This is a genomic window from Bergeyella cardium, from assembly GCF_009914665.1.
GTDB lineage: Bacteria > Bacteroidota > Bacteroidia > Flavobacteriales > Weeksellaceae > Bergeyella_A > Bergeyella_A cardium.
The window spans coordinates 1,912,853-1,931,750 of record NZ_CP029149.1 but is presented as its reverse complement, the minus strand read 5'-3'; the positions used below and the strand labels follow the sequence as shown (position 1 = coordinate 1,931,750).

14 protein-coding genes and 1 pseudogene are annotated in these 18,898 nt (G+C 39.7%); 11 read left to right on the top strand and 4 right to left on the bottom strand.

Annotated elements, in window-relative coordinates; genetic code table 11:
- Nucleotides 1-120 precede the first annotated feature (120 nt).
- Nucleotides 121-624, bottom strand: a complete 504-nt coding sequence (locus DBX24_RS08795) for a hypothetical protein (RefSeq protein WP_245957177.1) — start codon at nt 622-624, stop codon at nt 121-123.
- Between the two features lie 49 nt (nt 625-673).
- On the opposite strand from DBX24_RS08795, the gene DBX24_RS08790 reads away from it, so the two are divergent.
- The 5 genes from DBX24_RS08790 (at nt 674) to DBX24_RS08770 (ending at nt 7,568) form a co-directional block, all read left to right on the top strand.
- Nucleotides 674-1,330, top strand: a complete 657-nt coding sequence (locus DBX24_RS08790) for a YceI family protein (RefSeq protein ID WP_160224623.1) — start codon at nt 674-676, stop codon at nt 1,328-1,330.
- A gap of 18 nt (nt 1,331-1,348) precedes the next feature.
- Entirely contained in the window at nt 1,349-2,794 is a 1,446-nt protein-coding gene (locus DBX24_RS08785; RefSeq protein ID WP_160224622.1) for an aminoacyl-histidine dipeptidase, read from the top strand.
- A 120-nt stretch (nt 2,795-2,914) separates the two neighbouring features.
- A complete protein-coding gene (gene pyrG, locus DBX24_RS08780; protein ID WP_160224621.1) occupies nt 2,915-4,522 on the top strand; it encodes a CTP synthase in 1,608 nt (535 codons plus the stop codon).
- A 189-nt stretch (nt 4,523-4,711) separates the two neighbouring features.
- Complete coding sequence (locus tag DBX24_RS08775) at nt 4,712-6,856, top strand: M3 family metallopeptidase (RefSeq protein WP_160224620.1); 2,145 nt, start codon at nt 4,712-4,714, stop codon at nt 6,854-6,856.
- Between the two features lie 67 nt (nt 6,857-6,923).
- Nucleotides 6,924-7,568: an alpha/beta hydrolase gene (locus tag DBX24_RS08770; RefSeq protein ID WP_160224619.1), complete on the top strand. Its 645-nt coding sequence runs from the start codon at nt 6,924-6,926 to the stop codon at nt 7,566-7,568.
- Between the two features lie 71 nt (nt 7,569-7,639).
- Here the strand turns inward: DBX24_RS08770 and DBX24_RS08765 are convergent, their stop codons facing one another.
- On the bottom strand, nt 7,640-8,206 hold the full coding sequence (locus tag DBX24_RS08765; RefSeq protein WP_120489009.1) for a YceI family protein: 567 nt from the start codon (nt 8,204-8,206) through the stop codon (nt 7,640-7,642).
- Between the two features lie 38 nt (nt 8,207-8,244).
- Nucleotides 8,245-8,697 carry a low molecular weight protein-tyrosine-phosphatase gene (locus tag DBX24_RS08760; RefSeq protein ID WP_160224618.1) on the bottom strand — a complete coding sequence of 151 codons (453 nt, stop codon included), beginning with the start codon at nt 8,695-8,697 and terminating at the stop codon, nt 8,245-8,247.
- Nucleotides 8,698-8,881: 184 nt separating this feature from the next.
- Here DBX24_RS08760 and DBX24_RS08755 point away from each other — a divergent pair, with 184 nt between their 5' ends.
- The 6 genes from DBX24_RS08755 (at nt 8,882) to DBX24_RS08730 (ending at nt 16,888) form a co-directional block, all read left to right on the top strand.
- Complete coding sequence (locus tag DBX24_RS08755; RefSeq protein ID WP_160224617.1) at nt 8,882-9,361, top strand: Lrp/AsnC family transcriptional regulator; 480 nt, start codon at nt 8,882-8,884, stop codon at nt 9,359-9,361.
- Nucleotides 9,362-9,366: 5 nt separating this feature from the next.
- Complete coding sequence (locus tag DBX24_RS08750) at nt 9,367-9,711, top strand: phage holin family protein (protein ID WP_120489012.1); 345 nt, start codon at nt 9,367-9,369, stop codon at nt 9,709-9,711.
- 18 nt (nt 9,712-9,729) lie between these two features.
- Nucleotides 9,730-11,727 (top strand): S9 family peptidase, encoded by a 1,998-nt coding sequence (locus DBX24_RS08745; RefSeq protein WP_160224616.1) that lies wholly within the window; start codon nt 9,730-9,732, stop codon nt 11,725-11,727.
- Between the two features lie 51 nt (nt 11,728-11,778).
- The gene (locus DBX24_RS08740; RefSeq protein WP_120489014.1) at nt 11,779-12,372 is read left to right on the top strand and encodes a hypothetical protein; all 594 of its coding nucleotides are present in this window, start codon (nt 11,779-11,781) and stop codon (nt 12,370-12,372) included.
- A gap of 184 nt (nt 12,373-12,556) precedes the next feature.
- On the top strand, nt 12,557-14,704 hold the full coding sequence (locus DBX24_RS08735; RefSeq protein ID WP_160224615.1) for an endonuclease MutS2: 2,148 nt from the start codon (nt 12,557-12,559) through the stop codon (nt 14,702-14,704).
- A gap of 57 nt (nt 14,705-14,761) precedes the next feature.
- A complete protein-coding gene (locus DBX24_RS08730) occupies nt 14,762-16,888 on the top strand; it encodes a M13 family metallopeptidase (RefSeq protein ID WP_160224614.1) in 2,127 nt (708 codons plus the stop codon).
- Between the two features lie 258 nt (nt 16,889-17,146).
- On the opposite strand, the pseudogene DBX24_RS09475 reads toward DBX24_RS08730, so the two are convergent.
- A pseudogene (locus tag DBX24_RS09475) lies at nt 17,147-17,899 on the bottom strand (OmpA family protein); the annotation flags it as partial.
- Nucleotides 17,900-18,898 lie beyond the last annotated feature (999 nt).

Sequence of the window (18,898 nt, the reverse complement as noted above, 5' to 3'; positions counted from 1 at the left end):
TCTCTGTATAACAAATATTTATAGCATATATCCAGATGATATATGCTATTTTTTTAGTGAATTTTTTAGACATCAAATATAAATGAAAGACTTATCAGTATATTTTAATATTTAAAAAAATTAATTCTTTTTAGTAAGTGAGGATTCGTCTATCCATCGCTCTTTTGTATTGAGATCGAGAAGGTAGAGGATTTGCTTTTGCTCAGCCAGTAGGAGAGCTTTGGTGAGGGGGACAGATAGTGGTTTGGATTCTTGCTTATCCAGCCTTATAGAGATTAGATTTTTATTTGTCCTTACCATATCACCAGTAAAGATTTTAGAGGTAGTTTCTCCAGTTTTTTTATCATCAAAAACCTCTACCATTGTTACCAAATTACCTTTTAAGATGATAAAATTTCGTTCTGTATACTCATCAAAGTCTTTTATGAGGACGAATTTTTTATCGCTAATGTTTACATCAGTTTTAGCTATACGGAGACCTTTTTTAGCTTCAAGTATGGAGAGCAACTCATCAAGTCTGGAAGATTGTGCCTGAGCAGAGAGGCTTGCAAGTAAAATAAACAGAAAAGCAAGAGGTTTTCTCATTCTATTATTTTTTGCAATGATAAATATTTTTTGTATCATTACACAAAATTTTTATACTAAAATCAATCACCATAGAAACGAGTTATCAATGAAGAGAAAAATATTTATTCCTACCGCTTTGGGTATATTTTTTATGAGCTTAATTTCCTGCAAAAAGGAACAAATTCTCACCGAGAAATCAGAAGATAATCTTACCGATACTGCCTCTGTTGAGCACCTTGCGATAGATACAGCTACCTCTGCAATAGAGTGGAAGGGATTTAAGGTTTTCAAAACCGATAATATGAGCCATTTTGGTACGCTTAAATTCTTAGAAGGAGAGATAAAATTTAAGGATAATAAAGTAAAGGGAGGTGTATTCAGTGCAAATATGAAGACGCTGAAAAACACAGATCTCATTACAGATGAAGAGGGTAAAGCACAGCTGGAGGCTCATTTGAAATCCGATGATTTCTTTGCAGTGGAGAAGTTTAGCACAGCGACTTATGAAATCACTAAACTAACGCCAACTGAAGGTGGAGACTATAATACCATACTCGAAGGGAAGATGACTATAAAAGGAATCACAAAACCTGTCAGTTTAAAGGCAAATATCATCATTAATGAAAGCTCGGTATCCATCTACTCTGAGCCTACCGAAATTAACAGGAAAGACTTTGGAGTAAGTTTTCAGTCGCCCGCAAAAGATCAGATAATAAAAGATGTAATGGAAATACAAATCGCCATAAAAGCACCTAAGAAATAAACAAAAAAATAGATAATTATGAGTTTAATAGGAATTGAACCAAAAGAAATCTGGAATAATTTTTCTGCGCTTAATGAAGTGCCTCGACCTTCCAAGAAAGAAGAGAAAGTAATAGCATTTATTAAGAATTTCGGTGAGCGTTTGGGCTTGCCAACTACCGTAGATGAAGTCGGAAATATTATCATCAGAAAGCCAGCAACTCAAGGGATGGAAGACAGAACTCCAATCGTTCTCCAATCTCATATCGATATGGTCTGCCAGAAGAATGCCGATATAGATTTTGACTTTGAAACTCAAGGGATACAAATGTTCGTAGATGGAGATTGGGTTCGTGCAAAGGGGACGACCCTCGGAGCAGATAACGGGCTTGGTGTAGCTGCAATGATGGCTATCCTCGAGGCTAAAGACATCGCTCACCCAGAGCTGGAAGCCCTTTTTACCATAGATGAAGAAACAGGAATGACAGGTGCAATTAACCTTAAACCGAATGTACTCAAAGGAGAAATCCTCTTAAATCTCGACACAGAAGAAGACGATGAAATAGACATCGGTTGTGCTGGTGGAGTAGATGTTACCGCTTTCCAGACCTATAAAACATTTGCCTCAACAGGTGAAATAGTAACAATCAGCATCAAGGGCTTACAAGGCGGCCATTCTGGGATGGATATCCACAAAGGGTTAGGAAATGCCAATGTCATTCTCGGCAGATTGCTTTTCAAAGGCTTAGAAGCAGGAACTGTACAGCTTATTTCCATTGATGGAGGAGGTCTCCGAAATGCGATCCCAAGAGAAGCCGTAGCTGTTCTTTCAGTTTCTAATGCAGCAGAGTTTATCCAAAAAATCAATGAATTAAAACTTGAAATCTTAGAAGAATTTTCATCTCTGGAAAAGGACTTAAGCATAGAAATTGAGAAAACTCAATCGGCATTGCAAGCCCTTTCGGCTGAGGATTCTCAAAAGATTATCCGAGTATTAAAATCTGCACATAATGGAGTTTACCGAATGTCTCCCGATGTTCCAGATCTTGTAGAAGCATCTAATAATATTGCAAGAGTAGAGCTCAATGAGGGTAAATTAAAAATCTTAAACCTTACGCGCTCTTCGGTAGATTCTTCTAAATATGACACCGCCAATCAGCTCAAAGCCACATTTGAATTGGGAGGCTTGGAAGTAGAATTTACAGGCTCCTATCCTGGATGGAAACCAAAGCCAGACGCAGAGATTATCAAACTAATGAAATCCATCTATGAGGAGAAGTTCGGAAGTTTGCCTCAAGTAGTGGCGTGCCACGCAGGTTTAGAATGTGGCATTATCGGGGCAAATTATCCTAAAATGGAAATGGTGAGCTTCGGACCTACGATAAAAGGAGCCCACTCGCCAGACGAAAGAGCGAGCATCTCTTCCACCCAGAAGTTTTGGAGCTTCCTGAAAGATATCTTGGCGAATATCCCTAAAAAAGCCTAAGAAATGAGCATTAAATCTCCTTTGGAATCTTTCTCTCAGGAGATTTCTTTTTATTAACATTCAATTAAAAACAATTGCTCCGTAGCGCATTTTCGTTTAATTTTGCACAAACCTAATCTAATGAGTAAAAAAAATACAAAGTACATCTTTGTAACAGGAGGTGTTACTTCTTCTTTGGGAAAGGGCATTGTCTCTGCATCCCTCGGCTTACTTCTAAAATCCAGAGGCTATAAAGTTACCATTCAAAAACTCGATCCGTACATTAACATAGACCCAGGTACGCTAAACCCCTACGAACACGGAGAATGTTATGTAACAGAAGACGGTGCCGAGACCGACCTAGACCTTGGGCACTACGAGAGATTCTTAAACTCGCCTACTTATCAGAATAATAATGTAACGACGGGCAGAATCTACCAAACCGTTATAGAAAAAGAAAGAAGAGGCGACTTCCTCGGGAAAACCGTGCAGGTCATCCCGCACATTACAAATGAAATCAAAAGGCGAATCACTATCCTCGCAAAGGAGGATTATGACATCATCATCACCGAGATTGGCGGCACGGTGGGAGATATAGAATCTCTGCCGTATATAGAGTCCGTTCGCCAACTCAAATGGGAGCTCGGCGAGAATAATTCAATGGTCATCCATCTCACCCTCCTGCCTTTCCTCGCTTCAAGCGGCGAGCTCAAAACCAAACCCTCTCAGCACTCGGTTCGTGCCCTTATGGAGAGCGGGATTATGGCGGATGTCCTCGTTTGCCGTACCGAGCACGAACTTACCAAAGATATCCGTGCGAAGCTCGCACAATTCTGCAATGTAGGCCTCGAGAATGTGATAGAATGTAAAGATATGAGCACCATATACGAAGTGCCTGTCTATCTACAAAAACAGAATTTTGATGATGTAGTTTTAAAGGAACTGGGGCTTAAATCCGATAAAAAGGCAGACCTCAGAGACTGGAATACCTTCCTCAAAAAGTATAAGAACCCTAAAAAAGCCGTAGAAATAGCTCTCGTGGGCAAGTATGTAAGCCTCCAAGACTCCTATAAATCTATCGCGGAAGCCTTTATTCATGCAGGAGCCGACTTAGAAACCGAAGTGAAACTCAGGTGGATCTACAGCGGAGACATTACAAAAGAAAATGCCTCAGAAATCTTTAAAGGAATCGACGGAATGCTCATAGCACCAGGTTTTGGAGACAGGGGAATAGAAGGAAAAGTCGTTGCCGCACAGTTTGCAAGAACCCACAATATCCCGCTGCTCGGCATCTGCCTCGGTATGCAGATTATGACGATAGAGTTTGCCCGAAATGTACTCGGACTAAGCGCCGCCAATTCTATGGAGTTTGATGTCTCCACCCCAGAGCCCGTAATCTCCATAATGGAAGAGCAGAAAAATGTGATCGATAAAGGCGGAACTATGCGGCTCGGTGCTTGGAAGTGCAAGCTAAAACCTGGCTCCCGACTTTCAGAAATCTACGGCACAAAAGACATCTCCGAAAGGCACAGACATAGATACGAGTTTAATTCCGAATACCAGTCCGCCTTCGAGAAGCACGGAATGATGCTCTCAGGAACCAATCCAGACACCGAACTGGCCGAAACCATCGAGCTGAAAGAGCATCCGTTCTACATCGGGGTGCAGTATCACCCAGAGTACAAAAGCACCGTAGAAAAGCCTCACCCCCTCTTCAAGGCATTGATAAAAGCCGCTATAAAAGACTAGAAACATAAGAAAATCGCCTCCTCAGAGGTGATTTTCTTGATTGATGAAGATTTGTCCACCACTTTCAAAGCAAAAATGAAATATTGATAAAAAATATAAAATTTCAGTTACTTCTATGTGGATTTTTATCTTTTGGCTATAAAAAAGTAGTTTTATATATTTGCTAATCAACATTAAATATTTATCGCTATGAAAGGTATTACTCCTGCTGTACTGGTTGCCGCTCTTTTCTTTAACTCCTGCGCTACCACCTCAAAAACAGCTAAAACTAAAACGAATAAAATGACTGCTACACAAGAATCGAAACAAAGTGAAAACCCTCTGATGAGGAAGAGTTCGCTTCAATTTGAAGCACCTGAATTTGATAAAATCAAAACTGAACATTTCAGGCCTGCATTTGATTTTGGATTGAAACAGCACAATTTGGAAATACAATCCATCGCTGATAATCCACAGCCTGCTACATTTGCCAATACACTGGAAGCATTGGAAAAAAGTGGTGAGGTACTGAAAAGGGCACAGATTATTTTTGGCAACCTTACAAGTGCAGATACCAACCCTGAACTTCAAGCGTTAGAGGAAGAGTATGCGAGTATTTTTGCGGCTCATAACGACAAGATTTATCTCAATGAAAACCTCTATAAAAGGATAAAATCCATTAGCCCACAAGGTCTAGATGCTGAAAGCAAAAGGCTTTTGGAAGTTTATCTTCAAAATTTTGAAATTGCAGGTGCTGGGCTTTCAACTGAAGCTAAAGAGGAGCTAAAGAATATTAATCAAGAACTCGCTACGCTCTCTACGCAGTTTGATTCTAAACTTTTGGAAGCAAGGAAAAATGGTGCACTTCTCATTTCTGATGTAAAAGAACTGGACGGATTGAGCCAAGATCAAATCTCTGCAGCAGCAAATGCCGCAAAAAAAGCAGGGCATCAAGGTTATCTCCTTAGCTTGCAAAATACTACTCAACAACCACTGCTTTCCAGCTTAAATAATCGGAAGACAAGAGAAAAACTCTTTAAAGCCTCTTGGCTTAGAGCAGAGAAGGGCGACAGTGCAGATACCCGAGAAGTAGTGGAAAAACTCGCAGCCCTTAGACTGAAAAAAGCCAATCTCCTCGGTAAAAAATCCTTCGCCGAATGGAAACTTCAAGATCAGATGGCTAAAACTCCAGCTGCTGCTACTCAACTAATGAAGCAAATAGCTAAACCCGCCGTAGAAGCAGCCAAAAAAGAGCAGGCTGAAATTCAAAAGCTCATAGATGCAGAAAAAGGAGGCTTTAAAATAGAGGTTTGGGACTGGAATTTCTATGCAGAGAAAGTGAGAAAAGCAAAATTTGACCTCGATGAATCCGAAACAAAACCCTATTTTGAAATTTTTACTGTATTGGAAAAAGGTGTTTTCTATGCAGCAAATAAATTCTATGGAATTTCATTCAAGAAAAGAACAGACCTGCCAGTTTATCATCCAGATGTAGTGGTGTATGAGGTTTTTGATACTGATGGAAGCTCACTTGCATTATATTATCTCGATTTCTATACTCGGGAGAGCAAAAGGGGAGGAGCTTGGATGAATAACTTTGTGGAGCAGTCTTACCTCTTGGGAACTAAACCTGTAATTACCAACTGTTATAATTATGCAAAACCTGCCAACGGAAAACCATCGCTCATCAGTTTTGATGAAGTAGAAACCATATTTCACGAATTTGGACATGCAATACACGGGATATTCGCTACTCAGAAGTATCCATCGCTTTCGGGAACTAATGTACCGAGAGACTTTGTAGAATTTCCTTCACAAATCAATGAACATTTCGCTCTCGTACCTGAAGTATTGAAAAACTATGCTATTCATTATGAAACTAAGCAGCCCATTCCTCAAGCACTTGTAGATAAAATCTTAAAAGCAAGAACCTTTAATCAGGGCTATGCTACTACGGAATTGGTTTCTGCTGCGATGACAGATATGGCATGGCATACCGTTACCTCTGAACAGGAGCTGAAACCTACTTTGGAATTTGAAAAATCTACACTTCTCTCCAATGGGTTTACACTTCAAGCTGTACCGCCGAGATACCACACACCTTACTTTGCCCATATATGGGGAGGAGGCTATTCTGCAGGATACTATGCTTATCTCTGGTCAGAAGTGATGGACTTAGACGCTTGGGAATGGATAAAGCAGCACGGTCTCCTCACAAGAGAAAATGGTGACAGATTCAGAAAATACATTCTCTCCGTAGGGAATTCTATGGACTTAAACGAAGCTTATCGAAACTTCGCAGAGAGAGACCCAGATATAAAGCCCCTCTTACGAAGCAGAGGATTTATAAAATAACTCTCATCTAAATAAAAGAGCAGGAATCTCATTCTGCTCTTTTTCTTCGCTTATTAATTATTAAATTATGAATTTATACATCATCAGCGGTTTAGGGGCAGATGCCAAAGTATTCAGCCGAATAAAATTCAATGAAAACATAAAGCCCATATACATAGACTGGCTTATCCCCGAGAGGGAGGAGGATTTTTATCATTATATAGGCCGAATGGCAGAGAAAATTGATACCTCCGAGCCGTTTTGCCTTTTGGGCTACTCGTTTGGGGGCATCGTAGCACAGGAAATCAATAAACTGAAACCCACAGAGAAGGTCGTTATCCTTGGGAGCATCCGCTCTGATAAGGAAAAATCAAAACTCATAAAAGCAGGGATGCTAACCAAAATTCCAAAGCTCTTGCCTGAATCAGCCTTTGGTGAAAAGGCGATTCTCACTTATTCCTACCTGCGAAAGATGATTGAGCCGAAAAACCCCAAAGTCCTCGAATATTTCCGAGTACGAAATGCCCACTACCTGAAATGGTCTATGGAAAAAATAACGGAATGGCAAAGCGAGGAAACCCAAGGCGTAGTGCAGATAATGGGCGATAAAGACATCGTGTTTCCACTCAAAAATTGTAGCCCCGACTATATTATACGGAATGGTACTCATCTCTTCCCACTAACTCATTCTGCCGAAGTTTCGAGGATTTTAAGGGAGGTTTTGTCCCCTTAAAAGACTTTATTATTAAATATAAAAAGAACAGCTACTCTGATGAGCAGCTGTTTTCTTTTAGTTTGGAGAGATTACTTTGCGGTAAGCTCTACCGTCATATCCACTTCATCTTTTATCACTAAATCTTTCATTGATGATTTATAAGTGATATCAAATTTCTGTCTGTCAAAGCTGAATTTATTAGACTTTATCTTTACTTCACCATTATCTACCGAAATCATTGCAGGGAAAGAGATGGTATTGGTTTTACCTTTTACAGTCAGTTTTCCACTGATGGTATGGGTAAAGTCCGTGCTTTTATTTTTCTTTACGGATGTAATCTGAAAGGTTGCAGTTGGGTACTTATCTACTTCGAAGAAGTCTCCATCTTTCAGGTGTGCATTAAGTTTTGTTTGCATATTTCCCGTTACATCTACAGCATTGATGCTCGTCATATCCAATACAAAAGTACCACCCACTACTTGATTTTTTTTCAAGGTTACAAATCCTGATTTTACATCTACTGTACCATCGTGAGAAGAGCCTTCGGATTTCATTACCTTATACCCCCACCAATGTACATTAGATGATGTTACTTTTTTTGACTGACCAAATGCCAGTGTGCTTACTAATACTAAGCCTAATGCTATTTTTTTCATTGATTTTAATTTTAAACTGATGCAAATATACAGCCTTTTTATGATTCTGATAAAAGCTCGCTGGCTATTGCCGTACAAGCTCTATCGAGGAGTTGATATACCTTTTCAAAGCTTTCTTTACCGCTATAATAAGGGTCTGGAACTTCGCTAATACTATCTTCCAGTATATCTAAAATCAATGAGACCTTCTCCTTCTGCCTATCATTCTCAGCCATTGAAAGAACATTACTAAGGTTGCTCTTGTCCATACAGTAGATTCTATCAAACTCATCAAAATCCCATATTTGCAATGGTCTTGAGCGTTGATTAGATATATCGATTCCCTGTTCTTTTGCTATAGATATTGCTCTTTCATCAGGTATTTCCCCTTTGTGAAAGGCACTTGTACCAGCCGAATCTACTATAAAATTTTCAGGGAGTTTAGATTTTAATATCCCTTCTGCAAGCGGACTTCGGCAGATATTTCCTAAGCATACCATTAATATTTTCATTCTTCTGATGTATTAATTTTTGCCCTCAAAAGTACTTATTTCTATCTAAAAAATCATCCTTAATACTGATAATGTGAGTTTAATTACAATTTAGCAAATGAAGATTTCAATTATAAACTTTAATAAAATGCCTTACCTTATAAAGGTGATATTTACCTATATTTGTGCCCTATATTAGTAAATTATGAAAACATTAGACAGTATAGATTTACAGATATTAGATATTTTACAAAGAAATTTTTCTACCCCTATAAAAGAATTATCAGAAAGGGTAGGACTGTCTTTCACACCCACTTATGAGCGTATAAAAGCTCTTAAAAAAAGTGGACTTATCCTGAGAAATGTAGCTGTTGTAGATAGAGAAGCTCTGGGCTACAACATTATATCTTACTGCTATGTAACGCTTAAAGAGCAGTCAATCGATAGAATCCGTGAATTTGAAACCAAAGCAAGCGAGAAACAACAGATATTGGAAGTAATCCGCCTCTCTGGACAGTATGATTATATGATGAAAATAGTTGCCAAAGATATTAATGACTACAATAATTTTATGATGAAAATCATTGCTGAGCTACCGAATATCGGAAATTATAGCAGCTCAATTGTACTTTCTGTAGTAAAGAGCGAAACCAGAATACCAGTAACAAACCAAGAAAAAGAATAGAACAAATGAACTTAATTATTCGCCTGCTCATCACGGCGGGAGTGTCGTATGGGCTTACTTATTTTATGTCAGGAGTAGCCTTTAATGATGGATTTAAAACCGCAATCATCTTCGCTGTGGTTTTAGGGCTTGTCAACACCTTTATAAAGCCCATCCTCAAAATCATCAGTATGCCGCTTACTGTTATTAGCCTTGGGCTATTTGCCCTTGTCATCAATACCGTTACCATCCTCATCGCAGATTATTTTATAGATAATATGAAGATTGATGGCTTCGTAACGGCGTTTATTTTTAGCGTTCTCCTATCGATTTTTACCTCCATACTCAATGGAATTTTTGTAGATGATTAAAAAACTTTAATAATAAAAATGAAACTAAAACATAGCATCGTAGCTCTTGCAGCTCCTTTTCTGATGAATGCACAGCAGGTAATGACACCAGAAATCCTCTGGAGTCTTAATAGATTAGGTGTAGAAACCGTTTCCCCATCTCAGTCTGAACTGATTTATAAACTGAGTAAAACCGATATCCAAACCGAGAAAACCAAGTCGGAAATTTATTTTCTCAATCTTCTCAATGGAGGAGCTTCGCATAAGATAGATTTAGGTAAAAAATCATTAATCCAATGGGATAAAAATGGAATTTATGCTCAGGAAGGCGGGAAGATTTACCGCTCCAAAGACAAGGGAAGTTCTTGGGAAGAATTTTACACCATCGGAGAGGTAGATCATATTATTATCTCCCCAGATGCAAAGAAAATTGCTTTCAGCAAAGAAGTTTTGGTAGAAAAACTTTTGGGTAAGGACAAGCATTCTGACCTTGAAAAAACTTCGGGGCATATTTATACGGATCTCAATCACAGGCATTGGGATTATTTTAATGAGGGTAAGTACAACCATATCTTCGTTGTAGAAGTTTCTCAATCGGTAGATACTGCTAAAGACTTGCTCGAAGGTAAGGCTTGGGATTCTCCTCAGCGCCCTTTCGGCGGGAAGGAAGACTTCCTTTGGAGCCCGGATTCTTCGCAACTTCTCTTCGTTATGAAGCCATTGGAGGGCATTGAGTACGCAAAATCTACCAATACAGATATTTTCTCTTATAGCCTTTCTTCGGGGGAGATAAAAAACCTCACCGAAACTAACAAAGGCTATGATACAGACCCTAAATTCTCTCCCGATGGGAAGCATTTGCTCTGGTTCAGTATGGCGAATGATGGCTATGAATCTGATAAAAAAGATATCAAAATAATGAACTGGGCTACAGGAAAAGTCATTAATCTTACCGAAAGCTGGGATGAAATCGCAGGTGGAAATGCTTTCTTTGCAAGTGAGAAGATGATTTATTTTACCGCGGCAATCAAAGGAACGGTTCAGCTTTTCTCATTGGATATTCAGACTAAAAAGATTAAGCAAATCACTAACGGAAATTTTGATGTGAATGCAATCTATGCGCTCAATAAAAATCAGCTTTTGGTCAGCAGGGTAGATATTAACCATAATGCCGATTTGTTCTCCGTAGATTTGAAAAACGGTGCTATGAAGCGGATTACCGCTGTGAATAAAGATACTTATACCAAGCTCTCTCAGGGTAAATCTGAGCTTAAAATGGTAAAAACTACTGACGGTAAGGAGATGGGGGTATGGTTCCACTATCCACCGAACTTTGATCCGAATAAGAAATACCCTGCATTGCTTTATTGTCAGGGTGGCCCACAGTCTCCCGTTACCCAGTTTTTCAGCATTAGATGGAATTTCGCTCTGATGGCAGCTAATGGATACATCATCATCGCCCCTAACCGAAGAGGAATGCCTGGTTGGGGAGTAAAGTGGAATGAGGATATCTCCAAAGACTGGGGCGGCCAGCCAATGAGAGACTACCTCTCTGCTGTAGATTATGCGAAAACCCTCCCGTATGTAGATGGCGATAGAGTAGGGGCTGTGGGAGCGAGCTATGGAGGCTATTCTGTGCTAATGCTCGCAGGGATTCACGAAAACAGATTTAAGACATTCATCTCTCACAACGGTTTATTTGATATGAAATCTTGGTCGCTCACCACTGAAGAACTTTGGTTTGCCGATTGGGATTTGGGAGGGAACCTCTACTCTCAGCCGCTTCCGAAGTCGTTTACTGATTTCAATCCGAGCAACTTTATCTCCAAATGGAATAAACCGATAATGATTATCCAAGGCGGGATAGACTATCGCGTACCTTATGAACAGGGGCAGGGAGCCTTCCAAGCAGCAAGGCTGAAGGGATTAAAATCTAAATTCCTTTACTTCCCCAACGAGAACCATTGGGTACTCAAACCTCAGAACGGTATCCTTTGGCAACGCGAATTTTTCTCTTGGCTAAAAGAGACTTTGTAAATATCAGCTACTAGATTAAAATAAATAATTATAAAAAAGATTTCAATTTTAATGTTCCTTGCTTCGGCAATGGTTTTCGGTGCTCATTCTATTGAAAAAAATGCTGAAACATCAGCAGGCCTGATCTCTAAAACCTCCGATTATGCTACTTGTCCTGCGGAGAAAGCATCTGTTGATATTCAAAACATTGGGCTTTCTACCTCGCCACAGATAAGCGGAGAAGAATGGCTAAAAAGTATTTTCAAATGCAAAAATTCATCAAAATATTGCTTTCCAAATCAAGAAAAAGTCTGTACCAAGCGCTTCCTCCGCTTTATGAAAGATAAGATGGAGATCTTCGGGCCTTCTAATATGACCGATAGAGAGCTTCGTCAGGCTTTAAAAAAATATAAATCCACTTGGGGGGGGATCTATGATCTTGATAATGAGGAATATTACTTCTTAGGTAACCCAAGTGAAATGGAAACGGGGATTAGTAAATTAAAATCTGTAAGTATAAAGCGCTTAGCTCCTACCAAGTATCGAGTAGATATAGATTTCGTAGAAGGTTATAAAAGCACCAATGAAGTCATCCTAGTCCCTGACGGAAAGGCTTATAAAATTGATTTTATAGCATCCGAAACCATTTATGAATACGAAGATTAATATGTGAAAGCAAAGAAAACATTTATTGCAATGTAAATAAATGAGATTGTAATGCAAAGAAGTGGGATTGTAATGCGAAAGAGGACCAATTAGCCTCTATCCAATAGCTAAAACACAATAATTCATAGTATTTCTAAACTTTACTACCTAAACCCTACCATCAAGAATTACTACTTTTGTTTCCGTGAAAATAGATAAGACAGATTTACAAGAGCTGGAGTTTCCCGAATTACTTTCGGAGGTAGCGCCTTTTGCCTATTCCCCAAAAACGGCAGAGCAAATAATGAATTTAGCACCAATGCCACAAGAAAAAGCAGAGGTAGCGCTGAAGAAAACTTCAGAATTCCTTACGAGTTTTGAAAGTTCAAATGCGATCCCTTTTAATGAGTATGAGGATATAGAGGCAGATCTCAAGCTGATGATGATTGAAAACTTTCGCCTTGAAAATAAAGCCTTCATACGGATTAAGAGCATTTCCGAGCAGGTGGGTAGGTTACAAAAATTCTTTCCAACGCTTGCTGAAACTTTCCCCACATTAAATAATGAAGTCCAGCAACTCATCTTCCGAAAGGAGATTATAGATAAGGTAGATAAGGTCTTCAACCGATTTGGAGAGGTAAAATCTGAAGCATCAGAAGTCTTAAAAACCCTCCGAATGGAAATAGGGCAGGCGAGGAAGAGCATAGATGAGCACTTTAATAGGACGCTTAGCACTTATGCACAGCAAGATTTTTTAGACGATATCCGCGAGAGTATAATTGAAGACCAGAGGGTGCTCGCCGTGAAATCTACTTTTAAGAAGAGGGTTTCGGGGCGTGTGTTGGGCATCTCAAAAACAGGTTCCATCACCTACATACAGCCCGAGAGCGTAATAAAACCTTATTTCAAACTAAGGGAAAGCCAAGAGGAAGAAAAAAAAGAGATTGACAGAATCCTACGAAAGCTCACCGCTGAGCTGAGCGAGTTTCAGCCCGAGCTGAGTGCCTACCAGCAGTATATTTTTGACCTTGACCTCACCCGCGCCAAAGCGAAGTTTGCCGAGAAAATCAATGCCGTACTTCCGAAGATTAATAAGTACCGAACTTTAAAACTGATAAACGCATTCCACCCACTGCTCTGGATTCGGAATAATGAGGAAAACAAGCCGATCTATCCGCAGAGCCTCACCCTTACCGAGCACAGCAGAATCATCTGCATCTCTGGACCCAATGCAGGCGGTAAGTCCATTACTTTAAAGACAGTTGGGCTCCTCCAGCTGATGATACAATCGGGGATTTTGGTGCCCGTACATCCCAAATCGGAGATGTTTTTCTTTGATAATATAATGACCGATATCGGAGATAATCAATCCATAGAAAACCACCTTTCCACCTATTCCTCTCGATTGAAAAAAATGTCTGGGATGATTCGCAGAGCAAGCGCACAATCATTACTCCTCATTGATGAATTTGGTACAGGCTCAGACCCCGAGCTCGGTGGAGCACTTGCCGAGAGTTTCCTCGAGTTTTTCTATGATAAGCGCAGCTTTGCCATCATTACCACCCATTACACCAATATCAAACTGCGGGTAGAGGAGCTCTCAGCAGCGAAAAATGCCGCTATGCTCTTTGATGAGGACAGCCTCGAGCCGCTTTATAAATTGGAAATAGGGCAGGCGGGTAGCTCCTTCACTTTTGAAGTAGCGGAGAAGAATAGAATACCGAGGTTCATCATTAAATCTGCTCAGAAAAAAGTGGAGAAAGATGTGGTAAATCTCGATAAAACCATCGTAAAACTACAGCAGGAGAAGTATGAGGTAGAAAAGCTCAAATCCGATTTAGCAGAAAAGAAAGAATCTGTAGCCGATAAGCGAGACAATTTGCAAAGGCTCAATCAGCAGCTCGAGCAGAAGCTCTACAATTTCCAGAAACTCTACGAAGAGGAGCATAGAAAACTTCAGTTTGGGAATAGGGTAGAGGCATTTATCGATTCTTACATCAAGGGAAAAGCACGGAAGGAAGTGGTTAAAGATTTCATCAAACTCCTCGAGCAGGAGAAATACCGGAAACTCGGAGCGGATAAAGACGAGACGAAGCGCTTACAAATCATCAAAAGAAAAATTACCCAACAGCTGAAAAGGCAAGATATAATAGAGAAAATAGCCGAAACCAACGAGAAACTCGAAGAGAAAAAGCGAGAAGAGCGGAAGCTCTGGCTAAAGGAAGGTCAGCGCGTGAGAATTATCGGAGGTACAAGTGTAGGTACGATAGAGAAAATCTCCAAAAACAAGGCGATTATCAATTATGGGAATTTCAAAACCACGATAAACACCGATGAATTGGAGAGAATCTAAGGCTACATCTCAGTTTTTTCCTACATTTACGCATTCAAAAAATAAAAATTCTTTATAATGAAAAAGACTCTAATCCATTTAATGGCGCTCTCTGGCATCGTTGCGATGACCAGCTGTGCTGCAAGTAAAAAAGGAAAGAATCTCCATGCCAACTGCAAAACAGAATGTGCTAAGGAGAATAAAACCTGTAAATCCAAAGACAACCAATGCTGCTCTGCCAAAGATACAGAGAAGTACGATGGTATCAACCCTGCGTATATGGACACTTCCGTTCGCCCGCAGGATGATTTCTATAGCTTCGTTAATGGCGGTTGGATGAAAGATGCCGTTATCCCAGCTGATAAAGCCTCTTGGGGTAGCTTTAATGAACTCAGAGAGAAGACCGATGAAGATTGTATGAAAATCCTCAACAATCTACTTAAAACAAAATATGAGGCAGGCTCCGAAGGAGAAAAAATCCAAAACCTCTACGAGGCATATATGGATATGAGCAAGAGGAACCAAGAGGGATTAAATCCTGTAAAGGCAGATTTAGCGAAGATAGACGCTATTAAAAATCTAAAAGATTTGCAGAGCTACCTCTCCAAAGCGGTACAGTCTGGTGATAATCCGCTCTTCGGCTGGGGGGTATATTCTGACCTCAAAAACTCAAAGATGAATGCCGTGTATATCGGTGCTCCAAGACTCGGAATTGGCAAAGATTATTACCAAAAAGAGAGCAAAGCAAATGATGAGGTGATCGCAAGCTATACCCATTTCGTAAGCCAGCTCCTCACTGTATTGGGTTATAAGAATGCAGATGATACGGCGAAGAAAATCGTAGCCTTTGAGAAGTCCGTCGCTAAAAAACTCCTCACCAATGAAGAGGGGAGAGATGCCAACAAACGCTACAATCCTAAAACAATGGATGAGCTCGCTACTCTTTCTAAAAACATCAATTTGCCTGCATACCTCAAAGCATCGGGTGCAGATATCAATATCGCCATTGTAGGTGAGCAAAGATTCTATGAGAGCTTTGATACTTTCATCAATCAAAAAAATCTCCCTCTTCTTAAAGATTATTTAAAACTCAGATTAATTGCAGGGGCAGCGTCCGAGCTTGATGAGAAGATGGACAAAATCTCCTTTGATTTCTATGGAAAAACAATGCAGGGGCAGCAGGAGCAAAGGGCGAGGAATAAAAGAGCACTCTCGCTTATCAACGGCGTACTCGGTGAGGCATTCGGCAAGCTCTATGTAGACCAATACTTCCCTGCGGAGGCTAAGGCAGAGATGGAAGTGCTCATCAGCTACTTGCTGAAATCTTATAAACAGCACATCTCTAACCTCGACTGGATGTCCAGCGAAACCAAAGTAAAAGCACTTGACAAGCTCAGCAAATTCACCGTAAAAGTAGCCTATCCAGATAAGTGGAAGGATTATTCCGACCTCCATATACAAAAAGGGGAATCCCTCTACACGATGCTAAAAAAAGTCTCAGAATGGAGATTCCAGCGAATGCTAAAAGAAGACCTCAACAAGCCAGTGGATAGGTCTAAATGGGGAATGACACCGCAGACCGTAAACGCTTATTACAGCGCTACGAATAATGAAATCGTCTTCCCAGCAGCTATTTTGCAAGCGCCTTTCTTCGATTTCAAGGCAGACCCAGCGGTTAATTTCGGAGGCATAGGAGCCGTTATCGGGCACGAAATCTCTCACGGATTTGATGATGGAGGAGCAAGATTTGACGGCAATGGAAACCTCAACAACTGGTGGACGGATACCGACCGAAAGAACTTCGATGCAAAAGTAAAACAGCTTGCCGACCAGTACAGCAGCTACGAACCTGTGAAAGGGCACTTCGTGAACGGGACATTCACCAGTGGAGAAAATATCGCTGACCTCGGTGGCGTAGCTATCGGAATTGATGCACTGAAAATGTACCTCAAAGATAATGGCGAGGTAGGGAAAATCAATGGATTTACTCAGAGCCAGCGCTTCTTTATGAGCTGGGCAACCGTATGGCGCACAAAATCTACTGAGAAATATATGATGAACCAAGTAAAGACCGATCCGCACACCCCTGGCTATTTCAGGAGCTTCGGACCGATAGTAAATGTAGATGAGTGGTACAAAGCCTTCGATGTAAAGGAAGGCGATAAGCTCTACAAAAAACCTGCTGACAGGATTAAAATCTGGTAAGCCTCGATTTCTTTAAAATATTCGTCCGCTCCGTAGTGGGGCGGACTTTTTTTATCCCATTTCTTTTTTTAGAAACACTATTTAACATAATGTAAATTATAGTAAAATTATATTTAGTAATAAATTTATACAAACTAATGGAGCCTTCCATAATAAATCTTTCTATTATTTCCTTTTTTTAATCTTTCCTTTTTTTAATCAAAACAAGGCTACTTAGAATTCTAAGTAGCCTTATCAATAATATAGTTATGAAAGAAATTATTTCTTCTTCTTAGGAGCAACTTTCCTTACCGGTGCTTTCTTAGCAGGAGCTTTTCCTTTTGCAGAAGTAGCTACTTTTTTCTTAGCTACGGGTACATCTGACTTGGATAGAGCTTCCCACTCACTTCCCGTGATGTGGAGAACTTCTACTCTTCTGTCTTTTTGTCGTTCCGCATCACTTGCTGTTGCTGGGGTTGTCGCCTCCTTAGAACCTACACCTTTGGATTTTAATTGATCTGCTGGTACACCTCTCTCTTCAAGAGCTTGTACTACTGCTGCTGCTCGCTCTCTTGAAAGTTTCAAGTTGTAAGCTTCGTTACCTTTTTTATCGGTATGCCCCACAAGAAGATAAGTACCTCCTTTAGAATCTTTGATAATCTTAGCTGCAGTATCTAATTTCTTATTAGATTCTGGGTTGATGGTAGCTTTACCAAAGTTGAACAAGATATCTTTCAGAGCAAGAGTAACTTCTTTAGCTACAGTTTCGTGAGCTTTCGGACAACCGAAGTTTTCTACTAAACCAGGTACGGTAGGGCATTTATCATCTTTATCAAGTACGCCATCGCCGTCTGTATCTGGCCAAGGGCAGCCGTTGTTTTCAATAGCTCCTGCTACATCTGGGCAAGCATCGTCTTTATCGAGTACGCCATCGCCATCCGTATCTGGCCAAGGACAACCGTTGTTCTCCACTGGTCCTGCTATATATGGGCATTGATCATCCTTATCAAACACACCATCACCATCAGAATCTATCGGTGATTCTACAGGTGGCACAATAGCTTTGGCCTGCTTTTTAAATAATTCAAAATGCAATCCTAAATACGCATTAGCACCTTTTGATTCTGTAAACAATAATTTAAGGTCATCAGAGCCAAGGGACAGAGGTCCTACTCTAAAGGCTAAACCTGGTTTGAAATCTTTACTCATCAGATTATAGGATAAAGGCACGGAAACATCAAACCATTTGCTTTCGAATCTCGGAGCAACACCTACGAAATTATAATAATAAGGATTTGTAGAATTGGTTTTTACTACATTGATTGATGCATTAGCACTTATGAAAAATTTCTTAGTAATAGCATAATCTCCATAAACATTTAAGTTTGTAGGCAGGCTGGTTGTAAGCTCTCTATTTGTAGATCTTACAACACTAAGCCCTTTAGATTGTAAATAATCTGCTGTAGAATTAAGGTCTAAAAGGTCAATACTACTCGCATCTATATTTACACCAGAGCCCTTTATAGACATAAAGTTAAGATTCTTATACTTGATAGAACCTATATCATTAACCGCAATACCAAATTTGAAAGCATAGGGCTTCTCTGCGTTATTCCCTTTAAGTTCTAATTCAGCACCGAAATCCCCGCCAAAACCTGTTCCGGCATTAGGAGAAGAGAAAGGTTTCCTAAGGGTTTCTTCAAGATTTTCATTATCTAAATTTGTATAAAATTCCCAATCTATATTATTAAAATTGATAGTTGAATTTGTAATACTGAAATTATAGTTTAAATCATACCTCTTGCTGATAAAACTATTGTATGCTAATCCTCTATAATATTTAAGAGCCGCTCCTAATGATAGTCTGAGTTTATCATTATCTACAACAGTATAAGCTCCCTTTACTCCTAAATCTAAAATACCATTAGCATTAAGACTAAATTCTTGATTATCCTTTATTGCAATATTATTTTTGAAATTTTTATTGAGAACATTGATGAAATCAGAATTTATATTGTCCCCCTGTGCAAA